This is a genomic window from Collinsella aerofaciens (genome assembly GCF_028206995.1).
Taxonomy (GTDB): Bacteria; Actinomycetota; Coriobacteriia; order Coriobacteriales; family Coriobacteriaceae; genus Collinsella; species Collinsella aerofaciens_AQ.
Map to the genome: position 1 here is coordinate 96,726 of NZ_JAQLFL010000008.1, position 23,335 is coordinate 120,060.

A 23,335-nucleotide genomic window follows, 5' to 3' on the forward strand; every position below is an offset into this window, starting at 1 on the left:
TAGTAAAGGTACCTTTAGGGTTAAGATGCGGTCATGCCGGCCGCAAAGGGGTTCAACATGATCTATTACGTCGAGGACGATGACAACATCAGGGATTTGACGGTCTATGCACTGCGCAAGCAGGGGATTGAGGCCGAAGGCTTTTCGTGCGACGGTGAGTTTAAGGCTGCCGTGGCGCGACGGGTACCCGATGCCGTCCTGCTCGACATCATGCTGCCCGATACCGATGGCTTGGCGATTATGCGTCGACTGCGTGCCGATCGCCTGACGGCGACGGTGCCCATCATGATGCTTACCGCCAAGGATACCGAGCTCGACAAGGTGATGGCGCTCGATGGCGGTGCCGACGATTACCTGACTAAGCCGTTTTCGCTCATGGAGCTTGCGAGCCGCTGCCGCGCACTGCTGCGTCGCGGCGGCATGGTCAAGCAGGCGAGCGATGTGCTCAGCGTGGGCGACATCGTGCTCTCGCCCAGCCATCGCGAGGTGACCGTTGCCGGCGAGCCGCTTAAGCTCACCCTGCGCGAGTTCGACCTGCTCGAGTACCTCATGCGCAAGCCCGGCGTGGTTTTTACCCGCGAGTCGTTGCTGCAGAGCGTGTGGGGCTGGGACTTCGACGGCGGTTCGCGCACCGTTGACGTGCACGTGCAGACGCTTCGCCAAAAACTGGGCGAGCATGCCAGCGCCATCGAGACCGTGCGCGGCGTGGGCTACCGCATGGCCGAGCCTTCTGCCGGTGATGGTGCCGAAGGTGACGACACCGCGGCCACCGCATCGGAGGAGTAACCCGTGGTCTTCGCCCCCCAGGGAAAACATACGCTGTCGCACCGCGTTTTTGTGACGATCTTTGTCTGCGCCATGGCGGTTATCGTGGCGTTTACGGTGCTGGGTGCGTTCTTTGTGCAAAACACCTTGGCGGATGCCACGAGTACCAATCTGGCGCAGGAAACCGAGCTCATTGCTGCCGCTCTCGACGAACAGCAGGAGCCCATCCCGTTCTTGCGTAGCCTTGATCGCGAGGACTTGCGAATCACGCTGATTAACAAGGATGGATCGGTTGCCTACGACAACGAGGCGTCGCCTTCCGCACTGCCCAACCATGGCGATCGCCCCGAGGTCATCGAGGCCTTTGAGAGTGGTTTGGGTTCCGCGGAGCGCGCAAGCTCTACGCTCGACGAGATTATGCTGTATCGCGCCGTCGCCCTTGATAACGGCCAGGTTGTCCGCTTGGCGCAGGCCCAGCCTGGCGTTACGGCGATTTTGCTGTCGATGGTGGCGCCGATGCTGCTTATCGCAGCAGCGGGTGCGGTACTCTCGTTTTTTATGGCGCGCCGCGAGTCCCGTGCCATCATCGCGCCGTTGCAAGAGGTGGATTTGGACCACCCACGCCGTAGCTATGAGCACGCCTATGCCGAGATGGTCCCCATGCTTGAGCGTATCGAGTCGCAGCGCCAGGAACTCAAGCGCCAAATGGCGGTGCTAGCGGACAACGACCGTATGCGCCGCGAGTTCACGGCGAATATCACCCATGAGCTCAAGACGCCGCTTACGGCGATTTCGGGCTATGCCGAGCTCATCGCAAACGGCATGGTCGAGGGCGAGGGCGACCTGCGCAACTTTGGCGGTCGCATCTATCGTGAGGCGGGCCGCTTGGCAGCGCTTGTCAACGATATCCTTACGCTGTCTAACTTGGACGAGGCCGAGCGTGCAACTGAGGGCGAGGCGGTGCCCATTGGTTCCACGGAGCCTATTGAGCTCTCGCGTGCCATCTACGCGGTTGAGCAGCGTCTTGAACAGGTCGCCCGTCAAGCGAATGTGACGATAAGTCATGAGACCAAGCCTGTGGTCATCGAAGGCGTGTCGCGCTTGATTGACGAGCTCATCTATAATCTGGCGAGCAACGCCATCCGCTACAATCGACCCGGCGGTGCGGTTACGCTGCAGTGCGGCACCAACGACGAAGGCCATCCGTTCCTTGCGGTCGCCGACACGGGAATCGGTATCGCGCCTGAAGAACAGGGCAAGGTATTTGAGCGGTTCTATCGCGTGGACAAGAGTAGGTCCAAGGCGCGCGGCGGAACCGGTCTGGGGCTTGCAATTGTCAAGCATGCGGCCCTGTATCATCACGCCACGCTCGATCTGTCGAGCGAGTTGGGCGTGGGAACCACCATTACGGTGACGTTTCCCATACGGCAGGACGAGCCATTCGCATAGCGATACAACATAGATATTGATGCAGACGCCGCATTTGACTTTCGGGTGCGGCGTTGTTGTGCAATTTTACGATTGCTTCCGACATTTTTACAGGAGAGCCTGTTTCTTGTGTATAGAGTTTGGTCTCGGTAAAAAGATGCGATAACATACGGACAGTTTTGTCAATCCGAACTGGGGAAATGAAAGGCAAGCTGCATGACCCTTCTCGAACTGTTCCAGCTGCTGAAGAAGCACCTCAAGCTGGTCATCACCCTTCCGGTGGTCTGCGCGATCGCCATGGGCATCGTGTCCTTCGTTGCGATGGACAACACCTATACCGCGACGACGAGCATGTACATTCTCGCCAAGACCGACGATAGCGGTCAGATGAGCTACAACGATCTCTCGGCGAGTCAGATGCTTTCCAACGATATCGCCACGCTGCTGGATAGCGATAGCGTTAAGAGCGGCGCAGCCAATGAACTGGGCCTCACTGATCTGGATGACTACAAGGTGTCTGTTTCCTCCGAGACCACCACGCGTGTCATTACGCTTTCGGTTACCGGCACCGATGCCAAGGAGACGGCTAAGGTCGCAAAGGCCATGGCCAGCTCGGTGAGTACGGTCGCTCAGAACGTCGGCGCTGCCCAGAGCATCAACGTTATCGACGAGGCTAAGACCCCCGAAGCCCCCAGCGGCCCCAAGCGCACGCTGTATATTGCCGTCGCGTTCCTCGCCGGTATCTTTATCGCAGTCGCCTATGTCGTTTTGGCAGACATGCTCAATACCCGCATCCGCGGTGCCGAAGAGGCAGAAGAGCTCCTGGGCATTCCCGTTGTTGGCCGAATTCCGGCTATGAAAGGTGGTAAATAGGCATGGCTAAGGCAAAGAACACCGACAAGCTCGTTGTACAGAATGCCGCCAAGACCCTTCTGGCCAACATCCGCTTTGCGAGCGTGGACGACCCCATCCGCACCATCACCGTTACCTCCTCGATTCCCAACGAGGGCAAGTCTACGGTTTCCATTAACCTTGCTCAGGCAATCGCCACGAGCGGCAAGTCCGTGCTTCTGGTCGAGGCCGATATGCGCCGCAGGTCCCTTTCCGATATGCTCGGCGTTCGTTCGCGCGGCGGACTCTATGCGGTCCTTTCCGAGCAGATCTCCATTGACCAGGCAATTGTCGAGACGGGTCAGAAGAACTTCTACTTCCTCGATGCCGAGCCGCATATTCCCAATCCTGCCGACATCATCGTCTCTCACCGCTTTGCCAAGCTGGTAAAGGCGCTGTCCGCCAAGTTCCAGTACGTCATCTTTGATGCTCCCCCGGTCGGCACCTTCATCGATGCTGCCGAGATTGCCAGCCTGACCGACGGCACGCTGTTCGTGGTGCGTGAGGATTTCACCAAGCGCGAGGAGGCGCTCAACGCCATCGGTCAGCTTAAAAAGTCCGAGAAGGTCAAGCTCATCGGTACCGTTATGAACTACTGCGAGACCGAGACCAGCGAGTACTACTACTCCTACTACACCAAGGACGGTAAGAAGGTGAAGAAGGGCTCCGACGATCAGGGGACTTCCAAAAAGGGCATCTTCACCAACCGAGCAAACGTTTAGTTGATTAAGGCTGACCTATGCGTGACATTCATTGCCATATCTTGCCGGGTGTAGACGACGGCGCCGCCGATCTCGATGAGAGCTTGGCGATGCTCGAGGCTGCCAAGCGGGCTGGTGTAACCAGAATTGTTTGCACTCCTCACTGCCGTGATCCCTATTTTGATTACGACAAGATGTGGGATGCCTTTGAGCTGCTGCGCGATAACGCTGACGGTTTTCCGCTCCAGATGGGCTTCGAGGTCAACCATCGAAAGCTCGTTGAGCTTGGTATCGATGCCGCGGAGCACTTGCATTTCGATGGGACCAACGAGTTTCTGCTCGAGCTTTCGACGCATGCCGATGCGTATGCGTTTAGAGAGTACGAGAACACGATTTACGATTTGCAGTGCCGTGGCTACCAGGTGATCATCGCTCATCCTGAGCGCTATCGTGCGGTTCAAAAGGATGTAAGCGTGGCGGAGCGCCTGGTCGATATGGGCTGCAAGCTGCAGGCTTCGGCGGACTTTATTGCCGGCGGTCGCTTTGGTCGCGAGAAAAAGCCGGCACAGCGCCTGTTCGATCAGAACCTGTACAGCTTCATCGCGAGCGATGCCCATAACGTGGGTCATTACGATTGCCTGGCGAAGGCTCGCGCGAAGTTTAGCGTGCGCGGAGCTCATTTTCGCTAAAATCTGTCCCTAACGTTCGCATTGAATGAAAGGGCAGCCATGGATATCCAACTTAAGACGGGATGCTTTGATGACGCGGCGTTGGTGCGCCGCGTCATTTTTATGGACGAGCAGGGCTACGAGAATGAGTTCGACGCTATCGACGAGGATCCGAACTGCATTCATGTGACGCTCTATGTAGACGGCGAGCTTGCCGGTTGCTCGCGCGTGTTTCCCGAAGAGCTTGAGCACGCGGCTGACGCAGAGGCTCCGGTGTCGCCGGCGTGCGACTTGGACGAAGGTGTCGCGGCGGGGGAGACCTACATTATGGGGCGCGTGGCCGTGCTGCCGAGCATGCGCCGTCGCGGTTTGGCGAGCAAGATTGTCGAGGCCAGTGATACGTGCGCGCGTGATGCCGGCGCCAAGCTCATTAAGCTGCATGCTCAGGAATACGTGCTGCCGCTCTATGCCAAGGCGGGCTACACGCAGATTGCCCCGGTGGACTACGAAGACGAGGGCCAGCCTCATGCCTGGATGGCCAAGCGCGTAGATGGCAGATAGGAACGTTCCTTTCCTGCCGGCAGTTGGGGACACTCCTTGGCAATTGGCGCATCAGAGCGCTCGGACATACAGTTTTTCGATTCCGTATGTATATATGCGCGTTAATGGGTTATAAAATCTAAGTCTGAACATAGCAGGTCTGCGATGCGGCTCGGGCGACCGAGCCGTTTTTGCGGACAGGGGTAGCGCGAAAGGACTGCACATGCGTCAATTTAAGACCGAGAGCAAAAAACTGCTCGACCTCATGATCAACTCCATCTACACCAATAAAGAAATCTTCCTGCGCGAGCTTATCTCTAACGCGAGCGACGCCGTCGACAAGCTCAACTTTAAGAGCCTGCAGGACCCGAGCGTCAAGATCGACCAGGGCGACCTGGCCATTCGCGTCTCCTTTGATAAAGACGCCCGCACCATTACCATCTCGGATAACGGCATTGGCATGACCGCCGAGGAGCTGGAGCGCAATCTGGGCACCATCGCCCATTCCGGCTCCGAGGAGTTTAAGACCGAGAACGCCGAGCAGCAGGGCTCCGATGTCGACATCATCGGTCAGTTTGGCGTGGGCTTCTACTCGGCTTTTATGGTCGCCAGCCATGTGAAGGTCGTCAGCCGCGCCTACGGCGAGGATGTCGCCCATGTGTGGGAATCCGACGGTCTTGAGGGCTACACCATCGAGGACGGCGAGCGCGCCGAGCACGGTACCGATGTCATCCTGACGCTGCGCGAGAACGAGAAGCTCGATGCCGACGGCGAGGCCGAGACCTACGATCGCTTCCTGACCGAGTGGGGTCTCAAGAGCCTGATTCAGCAGTACAGTAACTATGTGCGTTACCCGATCCAGATGATGGTGTCCAAGAGCCGCCAGAAACCCAAGCCCGAGGACGCCGGCGACGATTACAAGCCCGAGTACGAGGACTACCAGGAGCTCGAGACCGTCAATTCCATGACACCGATCTGGAAGAAGCACAGCTCCGATGTCGAGCAGAAGGACTACGACGAGTTCTACAAGTCCACGTTCCACGACTTTGACGATCCTGCGCGCACCATCAGCTTCCACGCCGAGGGCACGCTCGAGTATGACGCCCTGCTGTTTGTGCCGGGACGCGCGCCGTTCGATCTGTACAGCAAGGACTACGAGAAGGGTCTGGCGCTCTACAGCTCCAACGTCCTGATCATGGAGAAGTGCGACGACCTGCTGCCCGACTACTACAACTTTGTCCGCGGCGTCGTGGATTCCGCCGACGTGTCGCTCAACATCTCGCGCGAGACGTTGCAGCAGAACCGTCAGCTCAAGGCCATCGCCAAGCGTGTGGAAAAGAAGATTACCGCCGACCTTGAGGATATGCGTGACAACGACCGCGAGGCCTACGAGAAGTTCTTTGAGAACTTTGGCCGCGGTCTTAAGTACGGCATCTACTCGAGCTATGGCATGAAGGCCGATGAGCTCGCCGATCTGTTGCTGTTCTGGTCTGCCAAGGAACAGAAGATGATTACCCTGGCCGAGTATGCCAAGGGCATGCCCGAGGATCAGAAGGCCATCTACTACGCCGCCGGCGACTCGCGTGAGCGCTTGGCCAAGATGCCCGTGGTAAAGGGCGTGCTCGACCGCGGCTATGACGTGCTGCTGCTGACGCAGGACGTGGATGAGTTCACCTTCCAGGCTATGCGTGAGTACGTTGCCGCCGATATGCCCAAGATCTACGAGGACGATGCCGCCCGCGAGGCTGCCGAAAAGGCCGTGGCCGATGGTGCCGAGCCCGAGGTTGAGGATCGTCACCTGGAGCTCAAGAACGTCGCAACCGGTGATCTTGACCTGGCGACCGAGGACGAGAAAAAGGAGGCCGAGGACGCCACCAAGGAGAACGAGGACCTCTTTAACGCCATGAAGGAGGCACTCGGCGACAAGGTCGAGAAGGTTGCCGTCTCCGCGCGCCTGACCGATGCCCCCGCTTGCATCACCACCGAGGGCCCGCTTTCGCTTGAGATGGAGAAGGTGCTCCAGAAGGGACCCGAGGGCGCGCCCGACGGTATGCCCAAGAGCCAGCGCGTGCTCGAGCTCAACGCCAAGCACCCGGTCTTTGCCAAGCTCGTCGCTGCTCAGAAGGCGGGCGACACTGACAAGATCAAGCAGTACTCAGGCTTGCTCTACGATCAGGCCCTGCTGGTCGAGGGCATCCTCCCCGAGGACCCCGTGGCCTTCGCGGCGGCTGTTTGCAACTTGATGTAGTTAGGTAGTTGCGCGGTTTACCAAACCGCGTAACAGCTCGACGCTGCCCTCAGTTCCGCCGTTCTAACGAACGGCGGACCAGTCGACGCTGCGCGGGCGCCAGAGCGACAACTTGTCATTCAAAGAGGACGGCATGACCAGAAGGTCTATGCCGTCCTCTTTTCATGCCAATTTGTTCGCTCTGGCGCCCGCTCGCTGGCATTGCCAAAACATCGACGTTGCCGTGGTCCTAAGTAGTCATTGGGGACGTTCTTGTTTGACTAGTCGTTTAAGAACGTCCCCGATGACTATTTGAATTGCTAATTTGTGCGGGTTGTGGTTTTGTGACCTGCTGAAATTTAGGATACTGTACATCTGTACGTTAACTCATCTTCGTAGTATATTGCTACCCGCAAAACTCAACACCATTGTGCTTTGAGACGTTAAAGCGCCTACTACAATGGTTGTCGATAGTACGATTCGATTTAACGACAGGATGGATGGTCCAAGCGTGAGTCTCGGCAGCAAACTATCCAATGCAAAGGTGTCCTTTGCGATATTTAAGCGCGACATTAAGCGACTGCTTGTGAACCCCGTCGCCCTGGTGGTTACCCTAGGCGTGTGCGTTATTCCCTCGCTGTATGCCTGGTATAACATCGTGGCAAACTGGGATCCGTATGGAAACACCCAAGGCATCAAGATTGCTATCGCCAACAACGATCGAGGCACCCAAAACGACTTGGTGGGTGAGCTCAACGCTGGCGACAAAGTGGTCGACCAGCTCAAGGAGAATCATCAGTTGGGCTGGACGTTCGTCGACTCGACGGCCGATGCCAAGGAGGGCGTCGAGAGCGGCGAGTACTATGCCGCTATCGTGATTCCCAAGAACTTCTCGGATAACCTGGTTTCGATGCTCGACGGCAACTACCATCAGCCCAAGCTCACGTACTACGTCAATGAGAAGAAGAGCGCCATTGCGCCCAAGGTTACCGATACCGGTGCAAACACCATCGAGGAGCAGATCAACTCGGAATTTGTCTCTACGGTAGGCAAGACTGTTGCCGGTATCGCCAAGGATGCCGGTGTCGATTTAAAGGGCAAGGCAACCCAGACTCAGGACTTGCTGGCAAGTTCGGTGTCCGAGGCGTCCGACACCTTGGGCGAGGTGCGCGATTCGATTGGCGATATGAATGCCGCCATCGATAAGACGAGTGGCGCTATCGCCTCGGCTGATGCGGCACTTGCCGGCTTGCAAGGCCAGGCACCGTCGCTGACGCAGGCGATCTCCCAGGGCAACGACCTGCTGAGCGAAGCTCGCACCACGGCGGGCAACTCCATCACCTCGCTCTCCAAGGCGCTCTCGGAAGGCAGCCTTGCGCTCACCAAGACGTCGGCCTCTGCGAACGCTGCCATCGGCAAGCTGACGGGCGCGGTCACATCTACGACCACCCGTATCGACAACTCGCTCGAGTCTCTTCAAGCGACGATCGACCACAATAAGGCCGTTATCGGGCACTTGGAGATTCTCGCCAATGACACGTCGACAGGTTCCGAGGAAATTGACGCGCGCATTGTATCGACCATCGATTTGCTTCGAGAGCAGAATGAAAAGCTTCAGAGCATCAAGGACGGTCTGTCCGCGCAGTCGAGCGCCATGGCGAATGACGCAGCGGCTGTTTCGGGTGCCAGTGACGCTATCAATAACGCAATTCATACCGGTGCGACCAACCTTGGCCAAGCCCAGACGGACTTGGGCCAAAACGCGCTGCCGAAGGCCTCGAGCGCGCTCGACTCTTTTGCTGCCGTTTCGGGCGACCTGACCGGTATCGTCTCGGGTATGACACCTACACTTGCAAATGCGCGCGGCACGTTGGCGCAGCTTAGCGCTACGCTCGGCCAGGCCAAGACCACGCTGTCCCAGACCGATTCCTCGCTTGCCAAGGTCCAGGACAAGCTTGCAACCGCCGCCAATGACATCGCGGCGCTGCAGACCTCCGAGTCCATGGGCGAGCTGGCCGATCTGATGGGCGTCGATGTCAATGACGTGGCAGATTTCATGGCGTCTCCGGTTGAGTTGACGTCCAAGTCAATCTATCCGGTCAAGAGCTTTGGCTCGGGCATCGCTCCCTTCTACACCAATCTGGCGCTTTGGGTGGGCGGCTATGTGCTCATCGCCATTTACAAGCTCGAGGTCGACCGTGAAGGTGTTGGCAGCTTTACGGCGCGCCAAGGCTACTTTGGCCGCTGGTTGCTCATGGTGATCCTGGGCGCGTTGCAGGCCATCATCGTTACGGTAGGCGATCTGGTGATTGGCGTGCAGTGCGTCAGCCCGCTGCTGTTCGTGCTGGGCGGCATCGCCATTTCGTTCACCTACGTCAATATCATCTATGCGCTGTCCACCACGTTTAAGCATATCGGCAAGGCTATCGGCGTCATTCTCGTCATCGTGCAGATCCCGGGTTCGTCGGGCATGTACCCCATCGAGATGATGCCCGGCTTCTTCCAGTGGCTGCACCCGCTGCTGCCCTTTACCTACGGCATCAATCTGCTGCGCGAGACGGTCGGCGGCATGTATTCGTTCAACTACCTGTTTAACCTGTGCATTCTGGGCGTGTTCTTGATCGTGGCGCTCTTTATCGGCCTGCAGCTGCGTCCGCTGCTGCTCAACCTTAACCTGCTCTTTGATAAACAGCTCTCCACGACCGGTATGATGATTTGCGAGTCCAACGACCTGCCGCGCCAGCGCTACTCGCTGCGCACGGCCATGCGCGTCATGCTCGATTCCGATTCGTACCGTCGCGAACTGCTCGATCATGCGGTCGCCTTTGAACATCGCTACCCGTACTACATCAAGGGCGGTTTTGCCGCCGTGGTGGGCGTTCAGGTCCTGCTCTTTGTCCTGTCGACGGTTCTCGATATCGACAATAACGGCAAGATCATCCTGCTTGTCATTTGGATCATCTCGGTTATTGCCATCTGCGGCTGGCTTATCAATATCGAATATATCCGAGCGAGCCTCAATACCCAGATGCGCATCTCGGCGCTTTCGGATGAGGACCTGCGTCGCGAGATGCGCGAACACACGGCCGCCATTCCTGCCGCCCGCCACATGTTTGGCCTCAACGCCAGCGAGCGTGGTGCCAAGGGCGGCGATCAGTCCACGGGCCGCTTGCCGCATATCGGCTCGCACCATAAATCTCAGGGCAGCGACAGCACAGCCACAAATGATGGAGATACCACCGCGCTTGGCAAGCACTCCAAAGGAGGTGAGGCATAAATGAAGAACATCCTGCATCTGTTTAAGCGCGATGTCCAAAACGTGTCTCGCTCCGTGATCGGCTTGGTTGTCGTGATGGGCCTCATTATCGTACCGTGTCTGTACGCGTGGTTTAACATCGCCGGCAGCTGGGATCCGTACGGCAACACCGGCAATCTTAAGATCGCCGTGGTCAACACCGATGAGGGTTACGAGAGCGATTTGATCCCCGTCGAGGTTAACGTGGGCGAAAACGTGACCGCCACCCTACGCGGCAACGAGAGCTTCGATTGGGTTGTGCTCAACAATCGCGAAAAGGCTATCGAGGGCGTTAAGTCGGGCGCGTACTATGCTGCCGTCGTTATCCCCAAAACGTTTAGCGCTGACATGATGACGCTTTTCTCGACCGACGTGAAGCATGCCGATATCGAGTTCTACGAGAATCAGAAGGCCAACGCCATTGCGCAGATCGTGACCGAGAAGGGTTCGAGCGCCGTCCAGAGCCAGGTTAACAAAACTTTTACCGAGACCATTACGACGATCGGTCTTAAGACGGTGTCCAGCCTGCTCGATTACATGAGCACCGACCAGGTGGGTAACTTTATCGCCAACCTGTCCTCGACGCTCGGCGATTCGATTGAGGACCTGCGAGACGTTCGGGCAAATGCTTCGTCGCTGGCGGGCATTTTGAGCTCCACGTCCGATTCGCTGACGTCGGCGAGCGGCATGCTCAAGCAGACGGGCACGGTCGATGAGTCAACGAAGCAGCTGATGGAGCATGTCAAGAGCGGCATGAGCGATTCCAAGGAAGCGCTGAAGGACGCCAACGACGCCATCAATGCCGCGATTGACGGAAGCGCGGGCTCGTTTGACAACGTGTCCGCCGAGCTTGCGAAGGCATTTGATGCCGCGAATCAACATGTCAACCTTACAGTGTCCCAGCTCAACGATGCCGCGGCGGCGCTCAACACGCGTGCCGACGATATCGACGCCACGGCCGACCAGCTCCGCAGCTTTGCCGATCAGGTGACTGACGAAAAACTCCAGGACAGCCTCAAGTCTGTGGCAACATCGCTGAGCAGGATTGCTGTGGAGTATCGCAACAACGCCAAGGACTTGACGGCCACCGCGAAGTCTCTCTCTGACAGCATGGCAGAGGTTAATAAGTCGCGTGCCGAGGTCGATCAGGCAATCGCGGATGCCAAGGCTGGTATCTCGGGCGCCAAGACTGACTACGACTCTACGTTTTCGGCCAAGGCAAAGGAGCTCAAGAAGACCATCTCGGGCGTTTTGGATTCGCTGAACGGTATTTCGAACGATATGGATAGTGCTGTTGCTGGCCTGACCGACGCATCCGGTTCGCTGGCAAAGGGCCTCTCCAAGGCTGCAAAGCTGGTCAACAAGGCTTCTGATCAGCTGGGCGAGGCGTCGGACAAGATCAGTGCGTTTAAGGACGAGCTCGACGGCGCCTTGATGTCGGATGACCTCGCTACGATCAAGACGATGATCGGCAATGATCCCGAGGGTCTGGCCGTGTCGCTTTCCGGCCCCGTCGCGCTCGATCGCAAGCCGGTCTATCCGATCCGCAACTACGGTTCGGCCATGGCACCGTTCTACACGATTCTGTCGCTCTGGGTGGGCTCGATTGTGCTGGCGGCCATGATGAAGGTCTCGGTTGACGATGAGCTTATCAACGAGCTCATCCCCGTGCGCCTGCACGAGATCTACCTGGGCCGCTACCTGTTCTTTGGCGGTCTGGCCCTGCTGCAGGCAACGCTCGTGTGTGCGGGCGACATCCTGTTCTTTGGCATCCAGTGCGACGACCCGCTGCAGTTTGTGCTGGCGGGCTGGGTCGCGAGTCTCGTGTTCTCCAATATCGTCTACACGCTTACGGTTTCGTTTGGCGATATCGGCAAGGCGCTCGCCGTCGTGCTGCTGGTCATGCAGGTCGGCGGTTCGGGCGGCACGTTCCCCATCGAGATGACCGGCCCCGTGTTCCAGGCGATCTATCCGTTCCTGCCGTTCACCCACGGCATCAACGCCATGCATGCCGCCATGGCCGGTGCGTACCACATGGAGTACTGGATTGAGCTAGGCATTCTGGCGAGCTATCTGATTCCGTCGCTGGCACTGGGCGTCGTCTTCCGCCGCCCGGTCATCAAAGCCAACGACTGGATCATCGAAAAACTGGAGTCAACCAAATTGATTTAGTTCAGCAACGTAAACGCCGTCGGAACATCGAGATCTTCCAACCCGATGCTTTAGCGTAGTGAATTGCACGGGCTGCTTGGTTGTTGCTACAGTAGCGGGGCGTGCCGGGGGTCCGGTGCGCCCTGCTTTTATTTGACCATGAGGCGGCACGCAGCCATGCGCGTGCGGACACCACGCCCAGATTGAGCGCGAGGATGCCCTATGGCCCAGCATGCCACTGACAATATCGAAATGATGCCCGATAGCCCTGTTGCTCGCGAGGACCTGGGCGCGGGCGGCACCTCCCGCGGCGCCGGCGCTCGCTCGCCGCTGTTCTGGAAAGTCCTGCTGCTTTCGGTGGCAGTCGTCTGGGGCTACTCCTTTACGACCATGAAGGACGCGCTCGACACCATTCCGGTGTTCGAACTGCTCTACGTGCGCTTTCTGCCTGCGGCGTTGGTCATGTTTTTCATCTTCCACAAGCGCATCATCGCGCACCTCAACGCCCGCAACCTTATCGTCGGACTTGGCATGGGCGCACTTATGTGGGCCGCCTACGCCCTGCAGACAGTCGGTCTGGCGCACACCACGGCGGGCAAGAATGCTTTTTTGACGGGCACGTATTGCATCGTTGTGCCGTTCGCGAGCTCTTTTCTGAGCGGCGAAAAACTCACCCGCTATAACCTGGGCGCGGCGCTGCTGTGCTTGGCGGGCATTGGCTTGGTGGCGCTCGATAGCGTTGAATTCAACATCGGTGATGTCATTACGCTGGCGGGTGCGGTCTTTTTCGCCATCCAGATGGCGGTGACTGCCAAGTACGGTCGCAAAATGGACATCAACGTCATCACGTTTTGGATGTTTGTGGGCAACGGCGTGCTGAGCCTGGCAACGTCGCTGCTATTCGAGACCCAAGCGCCTCTGTCCGTGTGGACGCCGAGCTTTATCAGCGCGATGGCGTTTCTCTCGGTTGGTTGCACATGCGCGGCTCTGCTCATCCAAAACGTCGGCTTGGCGCATGTCTCGGCCTCGACGGGCTCACTGCTCCTTTCGATGGAGTCGCCTTCGGGCGTGCTGTTCTCGGTGCTGCTGATGGGGGAGGCGCTCACCTCGCGCCTGCTCGCCGGCTTCGCGCTCATCTTTCTTTCGATTATCTTGAGCGAGACGCATTTCGATTTTTTGCGTCGAAAGCCGCGTCCGCAATTGTAAACAATTTGTTGCGCCGCCTCCCGGGGCGGCATTTTTTATGTGTCGCCCTTAAAGTAGTACCTTGCACTTTACGCTATCAAAGTGCTTGCTGCAAAAACGTTACTGGAGGGCATCTATGGCACCAGCACTGTCCGATCTTCAACCGCAATCAGCGCCCAAGGCCACCGCGGCGGCGCAGACCGCTATCGGTGACGGTCTTGTTGCAGAAGCTCAGGCTTTTGCAGATGAGCTCGCTGCGTGGCGACACGATTTACATCAGATGCCCGAGCTGGGTAATAGCCTCCCGCAGACCTCTACGTATATCCAAGCGCGCCTGACCGAGATGGACATCCCATTTGCTACGCTCGTCGATGGTTCCTGCGTTGTGGGCCTTGTCGGCGCCGGTGCCGCCGCGGCCCAAGGCAATGGCATCTGCACGAATGAGCAGGCCGGTACGGTCATCATGCTTCGTGGCGACATGGATGCCCTTCCCGTTGTCGAGGAATCCGGCGAGCCCTTTGCATCCACCAATGGCTGCATGCATGCTTGCGGTCACGATATGCACGCGACGGCCCTGCTTGGTGCGGCGCGCCTGCTCAAGGCCCGCGAGGCCGAGCTTGTGGAGGCCAACGCTACCGTCAAGTTGCTGTTCCAGCCGGGCGAGGAGACCTTTGAGGGAGCACGCGCTGCCATCGCCGACGGCTTGCTCGAGAACCCGCGCCCTCAGGCGGCCTTTGCCATGCATGTCAACAGCCAGTCGCCGCTTGGCCTGGTGCTCTACGGCAGCCCGGCGCTCTCGGGTGTGTACGGTTTCCGCATCACGCTCCAGGGCAAGGGCGGCCACGGTTCCAGCCCCGAGATCTGCATCGACCCCATCACGGCCGGCGTCCACGTGCACCTGGCGCTCTAGGAGCTTATCTCCCGCGAGGTGCCGGCGGCCAAGGAAGTCGCACTTACCGTTGGTAAGTTCGCCGGCGGCTTGGCGGCCAACGTCATCCCCGACACCTGCGTGCTCGAGGGAACGCTGCGCGGCTTTGATGTTGAGCTCATGGCTCACCTAAAGACCCGCATCGCGGAGGTCGTTAACGGCGTTGCTACGACCTATCGTACGCCGGCGACCATCGAGACGCTTTCGGATGTTCCGCCGCTTGTACTCGACAGCGATATGACTCAGGCGTCGCTTGGCTACGTGGGCGCAGTGCTGCCCAAGACGGCTTTCTTGCCGCTTTTCCATGCCATGGCGAGTGAGGACTTCGCGCTTATCTCGAGCAAGATCCCAAGTGCGTACTTTACCGTGGGCGCGGCCGTAACCGACACGGACGAACACTTTGCCCAGCACCATCCCAAGGCACGTTTTAACGATGCCGAGCTGCCGCTCGGTGCCGCGGCCTATACCGCCGTCGCTTTGGGCTATATCGCCGACCACCGGTAGCACCCAAGATTGCCTTTCAAGCCTGCGGGCATGGCCGTAAGGCCTATGCCCTTGTCTTTCAAGGCAATCTTGGGCACTACCGGCGCCCGGCGCAGGCTATTCGTTTGTCTAAAAGGAGCAGTATGCCCCAGCAGCGTAAGTTCTTCCCCGGCTGGCTCGTGGTGGCCTCCGGCTTCGTGATCATGGCCACGTGTTACACGATTTTCGTCAACTGCATGAGCCTGTTCCAGCCGCTCATCGTCAGCGACTTGGGAATATCTCTTGCGCAGTACAACATCTCCAATGCGATCTCTACCGTGGTGAGCGTTATCGGATCGCTTGTCATTGGCCATGTTGCCGATAAAGTAAGCGGTCGCGTTTTGGGCTCCCTAACCGTTATCGCTACCTCTGCCGTTCTTGCCAGCATGAGCTTTGTCGGTGAGCTGTGGCAGGTCTACGTGCTCTTTGCCGTCTCTGGCTCCTTTGCGAGCGCCTGGATCGTGTGCCTGGCGTGCTCCGCGGTCATGCTCGTGTTTCTGCTGGCATCCGAGCCCATCGCCGCCAAGCTGCGCGCGAGCGTGGCGGGGGAGTAGACGCCCGTCGCTCTTTTCTGTTCGCCCCGTTCTGTCCGTGGTCGCCTTGGAAGCCGAATGGATGCTCGTACCGTCATTCGGTTTCCAAGGCGGCCACGGGCCTACGAATGATCCGTTTTCCTCCGTCCCCAGCAGATCATGTGACCCGAAGGGGACGGAGGAAAAGGGATCACAAATAGCGGCGGCGCGTCTGGCCGAACGAGTCCCCATACCCTCGTTCGGTCAGACGCGCCGCCGCGTTGCTGCTTTGTGCCGTATAATGTCCACTACCTAAGACGCGATACAACAGAAAGGTGTTTGCCCATGCAGGCACAGAAGGCGGATGGAACCCGCGACCTTATCGGCGCCGAGATGCGCGCCTGGCAAAAGATGCAGCAGATTGCGGCCGGCGTGTTCGAGCCGTTTGGTTTTAAACCCATCGAGACGCCCGCGATCGAGCAGGTTGACGTGTTTGTCCACGGTATCGGCCAGTCGACCGACGTCGTGCGCAAGGAAATGTTCCGCGTGTTCAGCGGTGCCAACCTGGAGCGCGTCTTTACCGAGGGCACCGACACCAAACTCAAGCCCAAGCAGCGCCTGGCACTTCGCCCCGAGGGCACGGCCGGCGTGGTGCGCGCCGTCGTCGAGAACAATCTGGTGCCCCAGGGCTCCACGCCGTTTAAGGCTTACTACGCCGAGGCCATGTTCCGCGGCGAGCGTCCCCAGAAGGGCCGCCTGCGCCAGTTCCACCAGGTGGGCATCGAGTGGCTCGGCGCTCCCGATCCGGCGGCAGACGCCGAGTGTATCATCATGCTCATGGAGTTCTACAAGCGCCTTGGTTTCGATCTTTCCAAGCTTCGTCTGCTCATTAACTCGATGGGCGATGCCCAGTGCCGTCCGGCCTATCGCGAGCAGGTCAAGCAGTTCATTCTCGATCACGCCGACGAGATGTGCGATGAGTGCCGCGAGCGCGCCGAGCTTAACCCGCTGCGCGCCTTCGACTGCAAGAACGACCATTGCCGCGAGATCATGGCCGAGGCCCCGCTGATGGGTGACAACCTGTGCGACGAGTGCCGCGAGCACTACGAGCAGGTCAAGCGTTATCTGGATGCCGCCGGCATCGAGTATGTCGAGGATCCCACCCTGGTGCGCGGCCTGGACTACTACACCCGTACCGTCTTTGAGGTCGAGGCCCCCGGCGCCGGCGTCGGCTCCATCGGCGGCGGCGGCCGCTACGACGGCCTGGTCGAGCTCGAGGGCGGCAAGCCTACGGCCGGCGTCGGCTTCGCCGTCGGTTTTGAGCGCGCCCTGCTGGCCCTGCAGGCCTTTGGCAGTGATCTGGGTGCCGATGAGGCCCCGTGTGTCTACGTCGCCAACGCCGGCAAGGAGTTGCGCCAGAACGTCTTTACTATTACGCAGCAGCTTCGCGCCGCAGGGATTGTGACCGAGGCCGACTATCAGGGTCGCTCGCTCAAGGCTCAGTTTAAGCAGGCCGACAAGGTGGGCGCTAAGCTCATCCTAGTCCTGGGTGGCGACGAGCTTGCCGCCGGCAAGGTCAAGGTGCGCGACATGCAGAGCCATGACGAGGTACTGGTCGATTTGGCCAACGTTGTCGAGGCGGTTCGCGAGCGCCTGTAGCGCATCTTTTTGAGCTTCGGGCCTGCTAACGTGCCCTGCTCATGGAGAGCGATTGTTACGGGGGTGTTTCGCTTTTATGCGGAATGCCCCCGTTTACGTATGCCGCCCACCGAGAAATACGACCATTTAGGGCAAAAACCTTTGCAATGCAGAAAATACTTTTGTGTGGTAAAGCGCAATCAGTGTCGAAAGTATTTCTCAAGCGCCTATAATGAATACCGCATGTTACGTGCATAGAAGGAGGAATGGGAGGAAACGTGGCTGAGAACCTAAGCAACCAGTCTGTACCCGAAGCCGCGGCGCGCGTCGCTGCCGTGGTCAACCGCCTCGTTAACCGAATCGGCTCGAATGCCGAGTCCAGGGAGCGTCTCGCCGAGATCGAGATCCCCGAGGAGCTGCGCGACAATCTGGCGCTGTTCTTGCGCCTGGAGCGCCGTGTGCTTAGCGAGTATGATCCCGAGATCGCGGACCTGTTCGACAAGATTTTGACAGCCGAGATTGTGGTCAATGCCGGCAACCCCGGTACCTGCGCTGCCGACGAAGCCGTCGACGAGCAGGGCGTGCCCACCGCCGACGAGCCCACTGCCGTGGCATTTCGTGAGGTCGTCGATTTGATCGACAGCCTGCCGCTCGATAAGCAGCAGGTCATCGTTCGCGCCTTTACGAGCTTTTTCCATCTGGCAAACCTGTCGGAGGAGAACTACCGTGTGGCGCAGCTGCGCGAGCGCGAGGCCGGTGCGTCGACCGATACCGAGGTCGATCCTGCCAACGAGCTTACCGTTGCCTATCACCAGCTGGTGAATGAGCTGGGTGTCGAGGGTGCCAACGAGCTGCTCGACAAGCTCGAGTTCCACCCTGTCTTTACCGCACATCCCACCGAGGCCCGTCGTAAGGCCGTCGAGGGCAAGATCCGCCGTATCTCCAACCTGCTGGAGGAGCGTCCGCGTCTGGGCGGCTCCGACCTGGTGGAGAACGAGCGCCATATGCTGCAGGAGATCGACGCCCTGGTGCGTACGAGTCCCATCGCGCTCAAGAAGCCCACGCCGGTCGAGGAAGCCGATACCATCATCGACATCTTCGATAACACGCTGTTCGACGTCATCCCCGTTATCTATCGTCGTTTTGACGATTGGGTGCTGGGCGACAAGGCCGGTACTGTGCCGCCGCTGTGCCCGGCGTTCTTCCATCCCGGCAGCTGGATCGGTTCCGACCGCGACGGTAACCCCAACGTCACCGCCAAGGTGAGCCGTGAGGTCGCCGCCAAGTACTTTACGCACATGGTGCTCAAGCTCGAGGACAAGTGCCGCCACATCGGCCGCAACCTCACGCTCGAGGCTACCTACAGCAAGCCGTCGGCCGAGCTCATTAACCTGTGGAACCATCAGGTCGAGATGAGCCCTCGTTACACGGCCCGCGCCGAGCTGATCTCCGAGCACGAGCCGCATCGCGCCGTCATGCTCGTCATGGCCGACCGCCTGAACGCCACCGTCCGTCGTATCACCGACACCATGTACCACAGCGCCGACGAGTTCCTGGATGACCTGCGCGTCGTCCAGCGTTCGCTGGCCGCCTGCGGTGCCGTCCGTGCTGCCTACGGCCCGGTCCAAACCATCATCTGGCAGGTCGAGTCCTTCGGCTTCCATATGGTCGAGATGGAGTTCCGTCAGCACTCCGTGGTGCATGCCCGCGCCCTTAAGGATATCCACGAGAACGGTATCCATGGCGACCTGCAGCCCATGACGCGCGAGGTCATCGATACCTTCCGCGCTATCGGCTCCATCCAAAAGCGCTACGGCAAGAAGATGGCGCACCGCTACATCATCTCGTTTACCAAGAGCGCTCAGCATGTGGCCGACGTCTTTGAGCTGGCGCACCTGTCCTTTGCACACGAGGAGGATGTCCCCGAGCTCGACGTGATCCCGTTGTTCGAGCAGCTCGAGGACCTCGAGGGCTGCGTCGACGTGCTCGATCAGATGCTTACGCTGCCCGTGGTGCAAAAGCGCCTTGCCCAGACCAACCGCCGCATGGAGGTCATGCTGGGCTATTCCGACTCTTCCAAGGATGCCGGTCCTACCACGGCCATGCTCGCGCTGCACTCCGCGCAGGAGCGCATCGCCAAGTGGGCAGAGAAGAACGATATCGACCTGGTGCTCATGCACGGTCGCGGCGGTGCCGTGGGCCGTGGCGGCGGCCCGGCCAACAAGGCCGTGCTGGCGCAGCCCAAGGGTTCGGTCAACTGCTTCTTTAAGCTTACCGAGCAGGGCGAAGTCATCTTTGCCCGTTACGGCAACCGCACGCTGGCTCAGCGCCATGTTGAGTCCGTTGCCGCCGCAACGCTTTTGCAGTCGGCCCCGAGTGTCGAGAAGACCAACACCGAGACCACGCAGAAGTTCTGGGATATGGCCGAGAAGCTCAACACTGCAAGCCACGAACGCTATCTGGACCTGCTGAACACCGAGGACTTTACACCGTGGTTCTCGACCGTGACGCCGCTGACCGAGGTCGGTCTGCTGCCGATCGGCTCGCGTCCCGCCAAGCGCGGTCTGGGCGCCAAGTCGCTCGATGACCTGCGTACCATCCCGTGGATCTTCAGCTGGAGCCAGGCGCGCATTAACCTGGCCGCTTGGTACGGTCTGGGCACCGCCTGCGAGCAGCTTGGCGATCTTGACCAGCTCAAGGCTGCCTACCAGGAGTGGCCGTTCTTCCGCACGTTCATCGACAACATCGAGATGTCGATTGCTAAGACCGATCAGCGTATCGCCAAGATGTATCTGCACCTGGGCGATCGCCAGGATCTGTCCGAGAAGGTCTTTACCGAGATGCAGCTCACGCGTAAGTGGGTCCTTGCCATCGTCGGCGATGAGTGGCCGCTGCAGCGCCGCCGCGTGCTCGGTTGCGCCGTCCGCGTGCGCAACCCCTACGTCGACGCTCTGTCCATCGCCCAGGTCCGCGCCCTTCGCGAGGTGCGTATGAACCAGGACGAGATGGCCGAGGAGAAGAAGGCCGAGTACATGAGCCTGATTCTTTCGACTGTGACCGGCGTCTCGGCAGGATTGCAGAACACGGGGTAATCGATAGCCCTGTGGCTCTCACCGGGATCCGATGGGTTTCCCTCTGAATGCGTCCTCGCACTTGAAGCCCCCTTATCCTGCTCCTTCGGAGCCACGGATAAGGGGGCTTCGTGCTGCGGAATGCATTCAGAGGGAAACCCGTCGGGTCCCTTCGTCCTCGGTCTTCGGCGGATTACTGCTGGGGGAATAATGGCGCGCTTCGCGCGTTTTGGATGGGGTCTATCCCGGTGGCGCATTTGGCGCTTCTCGCCTTACGACTGTAGCGGCCGCGGTCCCAAGTGAGATCGCGGCCGTTTTGTTGTGGGTCAAATATGAACGTTGTGTTAATGAGTCGGTGGACGGTGGTGTTTCTCGGTGAGCGGCGTATCCTTCCAACGGTTTATCTAGTGTGTCAGTTGAAAAGGAAGAGGGCGCTCGTCATTGTTTGAATGTGAACTGCCGTTTGACCACAAGACGTTGCATCTGGAGCTCGAGGATAAGAACTTCGCGGGTGTGATGGAAGGTCATCAAAACGAGTTTAAGACCACGAAATCGCAGGAAGAGCTGGTAGAGGAGTCGCTTGCCAACCCTTATGGCTCGCCGTCGCTCGAGGAGCTTTGTGCTGGCAAGAAGGATATCGTCATCATTAGCTCCGACCATACGCGTCCCGTTCCCTCGCGTGTGACGATGCCTATTCTGCTGCATCACATCCATTCTGCTGCGCCCGAGGCTCGCGTGCGCATTTTGGTTGCTACGGGTATGCATCGTCCGTCGACGCATGAGGAACTCGTCAACAAGTACGGCGAGGAGATCGTTGCCAACGAGGAAATCGTTATGCACGTCGCGACTGACGACAGCATGATGAAAAAGATCGGCACCCTGCCTTCTGGTGGCGAGTGCATCATCAACAAGATTGCCGCCGATTGCGATCTGCTGCTTGCCGAGGGCTTTATTGAGCCGCACTTCTTTGCCGGTTTCTCTGGTAGCCGCAAGTCCGTCCTGCCTGGCATCGCCAGCTACAAGACCATCATGTACAACCACAACGGTCAGTTTGTGAATGATTCCCACTCGCGTGCCGGCAACCTGTGCCGCAACCACGTGAGCGAGGACATGTTTGCTGCTGCCGAGATGGCTCACCTTGCCTTTGTGCTTAACGTGGTGCTCAACGGCAAGCACGAGGTCATCGGCTCCTTTGCCGGCGATATCCACAAGGCGCACGAGGCTGGCTGCGAGTTCGTGAAGAGCCTTGCCGGCGTTGAGCCCGTCGAGTGCGAGATTGCCATCACCACCAACGGCGGCTACCCGCTCGACCAGAACATCTACCAGGCCGTGAAGGGCATGTGCTCTGCCGAGGCCACGCTTCCCGAGGGCGGCGTGATCATCGACGTCGCCGGCTGTGCCGACGGTCACGGTGGCGAGGGCTTCTATCACAACATCGCTGACAACGATCCGGCAGAGTTTGAGCGCGCCTGCATCGACCGTCCTAAGGACGAGACCCTGCCCGACCAGTGGACGAGCCAGATTTTTGCCCGCATCCTGGCGCATCATCCTGTGATCATGGTTACCGACCTGTGCGATCACCGGATGATCAAGGATATGCACATGACGCCGGTCAACACCCTCGATGAGGCGCTCAAGCTCGCCTTTGAGATGAAGGGTGCCGATGCCAAGGTGGCCGTCATTCCCGATGGCCTGGGCGTTGTCGTCGCTCAGCACTAGTACGCGGCCTAAACGAATCGTTTATAACCGACAAGAAAGATAAGGTTTTATGCTTACCAAACTCCTCTGCGAATTCGGCGCAACGGCCCTCATGATCATCTTTGGCGTGGGCGTGCACTGCGATACCGTGCTCAAGGGCACCAAGTATCAGGGCTCCGGCCACATGTTTGCCATCACCACCTGGTCTTTTGGCATCTCAGTCTGCCTGTTTGTCTTTGGCGGCGCCGTGTGCATGAACCCCGCCATGGTGCTTGCCCAGTGCATCGTCGGCCTGGTGCCGTGGAGCAGCTGCATCCCCTTCATGGTTGCCGATATGCTCGGCGGCTTTGCGGGTGCCGTGATCGCGTGGTCGATGTATGCCGATGAGTTCAAGGCTTCCGATGGTGTCATCGATCCCATTGCTCAGCGCAACATCTTCTCGACCAACCCAACCACCGAGGGCACGAACTATGCCCGCAACTTCTTCTGCGAGGCTATCTGCACCTTCGTGTTCATCAGCGCCATCCTTGCTGCCGCTAGCCGCGCCGGCGAGAACGTTTTGATGCTCGCTATCTGCGTCGGTCTGATCGTTTGGGCTGTTGGCATGGGCATGGGCGGCATCACCGGCTTCGCCATGAACCAGGCCCGTGACCTTGGTCCTCGCATGGCCTATCAGGTGCTGCCGATCAAGAACAAGGCCGACAACAACTGGAAGTACGGCCTGCTCGTTCCTGGCATCGCTCCGTTTGTCGGTGCCGCTCTGGCCGCGCTGTTTGTGCATGGTTTCTTGGGCATGTTCTAGTCCAAGGCTACATAGTTGTCCGCTGGCCGCATGGGGTAACTTCCCAGCGCGTCCTCGGACATGCAAAAAAGGCTCGCTGCGCACTTCGTGCGGCGAGCCTTTTTGCGTCCTGCGGAATGCGCTGGGAAGTTACCCCATGCGGACAGCTGCGGGGTCTTTGTTGCGTTCGTACAAGCAACCCAACATATATATCTGAATTTGGATGGGAGGGGCTTGTTGCTGGTAGGGGCGTTGGGCTTCTGTCGACACTTTGGGATGGATTGTGCTTTGGGTTGGGGCGGGGCTTTGAGATGAGGGCGGAACTTTGGGATGA

Annotated in this window: 17 protein-coding genes; all 17 read left to right on the forward strand. The window is 59.0% G+C overall.

Going from position 1 to position 23,335, the window contains the following annotated elements; all coding sequences use genetic code 11:
- Window positions 1-57 precede the first annotated feature (57 nt).
- On the forward strand, window positions 58-786 hold the full coding sequence (locus tag PMX60_RS07270; RefSeq protein WP_271747384.1) for a response regulator transcription factor: 729 nt from the start codon (window positions 58-60) through the stop codon (window positions 784-786).
- 3 nt (window positions 787-789) lie between these two features.
- Window positions 790-2,214, forward strand: coding sequence for a sensor histidine kinase (locus PMX60_RS07275; RefSeq protein ID WP_271739757.1), 1,425 nt, complete (start codon window positions 790-792; stop codon window positions 2,212-2,214).
- Between the two features lie 195 nt (window positions 2,215-2,409).
- Entirely contained in the window at window positions 2,410-3,066 is a 657-nt protein-coding gene (locus PMX60_RS07280; RefSeq protein ID WP_118288828.1) for a YveK family protein, read from the forward strand.
- 2 nt (window positions 3,067-3,068) lie between these two features.
- Window positions 3,069-3,806: a CpsD/CapB family tyrosine-protein kinase gene (locus PMX60_RS07285; protein ID WP_055309657.1), complete on the forward strand. Its 738-nt coding sequence runs from the start codon at window positions 3,069-3,071 to the stop codon at window positions 3,804-3,806.
- A gap of 17 nt (window positions 3,807-3,823) precedes the next feature.
- The gene (locus PMX60_RS07290; protein ID WP_022094060.1) at window positions 3,824-4,474 is read left to right on the forward strand and encodes a tyrosine-protein phosphatase; all 651 of its coding nucleotides are present in this window, start codon (window positions 3,824-3,826) and stop codon (window positions 4,472-4,474) included.
- Window positions 4,475-4,513: 39 nt separating this feature from the next.
- Window positions 4,514-5,014, forward strand: coding sequence for a GNAT family N-acetyltransferase (locus PMX60_RS07295; RefSeq protein WP_271747385.1), 501 nt, complete (start codon window positions 4,514-4,516; stop codon window positions 5,012-5,014).
- Between the two features lie 202 nt (window positions 5,015-5,216).
- A complete protein-coding gene (htpG, locus tag PMX60_RS07300) occupies window positions 5,217-7,241 on the forward strand; it encodes a molecular chaperone HtpG (RefSeq protein WP_271747386.1) in 2,025 nt (674 codons plus the stop codon).
- Between the two features lie 490 nt (window positions 7,242-7,731).
- The gene (locus PMX60_RS07305; protein ID WP_271747387.1) at window positions 7,732-10,497 is read left to right on the forward strand and encodes a YhgE/Pip domain-containing protein; all 2,766 of its coding nucleotides are present in this window, start codon (window positions 7,732-7,734) and stop codon (window positions 10,495-10,497) included.
- Window positions 10,498-12,687: a YhgE/Pip domain-containing protein gene (locus tag PMX60_RS07310; RefSeq protein WP_271747388.1), complete on the forward strand. Its 2,190-nt coding sequence runs from the start codon at window positions 10,498-10,500 to the stop codon at window positions 12,685-12,687.
- A gap of 201 nt (window positions 12,688-12,888) precedes the next feature.
- Entirely contained in the window at window positions 12,889-13,872 is a 984-nt protein-coding gene (locus PMX60_RS07315) for a DMT family transporter (RefSeq protein WP_271747389.1), read from the forward strand.
- A 115-nt stretch (window positions 13,873-13,987) separates the two neighbouring features.
- Window positions 13,988-14,761, forward strand: a complete 774-nt coding sequence (locus PMX60_RS07320) for an amidohydrolase (protein ID WP_271747390.1) — start codon at window positions 13,988-13,990, stop codon at window positions 14,759-14,761.
- 18 nt (window positions 14,762-14,779) lie between these two features.
- Window positions 14,780-15,283, forward strand: coding sequence for a M20/M25/M40 family metallo-hydrolase (locus PMX60_RS07325; protein WP_271747391.1), 504 nt, complete (start codon window positions 14,780-14,782; stop codon window positions 15,281-15,283).
- A gap of 122 nt (window positions 15,284-15,405) precedes the next feature.
- Window positions 15,406-15,855, forward strand: coding sequence for an MFS transporter (locus PMX60_RS07330; RefSeq protein ID WP_271747392.1), 450 nt, complete (start codon window positions 15,406-15,408; stop codon window positions 15,853-15,855).
- A 303-nt stretch (window positions 15,856-16,158) separates the two neighbouring features.
- A complete protein-coding gene (gene hisS / locus PMX60_RS07335; protein WP_271747393.1) occupies window positions 16,159-17,472 on the forward strand; it encodes a histidine--tRNA ligase in 1,314 nt (437 codons plus the stop codon).
- A gap of 257 nt (window positions 17,473-17,729) precedes the next feature.
- Window positions 17,730-20,543 carry a phosphoenolpyruvate carboxylase gene (locus PMX60_RS07340; RefSeq protein WP_370446102.1) on the forward strand — a complete coding sequence of 938 codons (2,814 nt, stop codon included), beginning with the start codon at window positions 17,730-17,732 and terminating at the stop codon, window positions 20,541-20,543.
- Window positions 20,544-20,963: 420 nt separating this feature from the next.
- On the forward strand, window positions 20,964-22,241 hold the full coding sequence (larA, locus tag PMX60_RS07345; RefSeq protein ID WP_271747394.1) for a nickel-dependent lactate racemase: 1,278 nt from the start codon (window positions 20,964-20,966) through the stop codon (window positions 22,239-22,241).
- A 49-nt stretch (window positions 22,242-22,290) separates the two neighbouring features.
- On the forward strand, window positions 22,291-23,022 hold the full coding sequence (gene larD / locus PMX60_RS07350) for a D/L-lactic acid transporter LarD (protein WP_271747395.1): 732 nt from the start codon (window positions 22,291-22,293) through the stop codon (window positions 23,020-23,022).
- The last annotated feature ends 313 nt before the right edge of the window (window positions 23,023-23,335 follow it).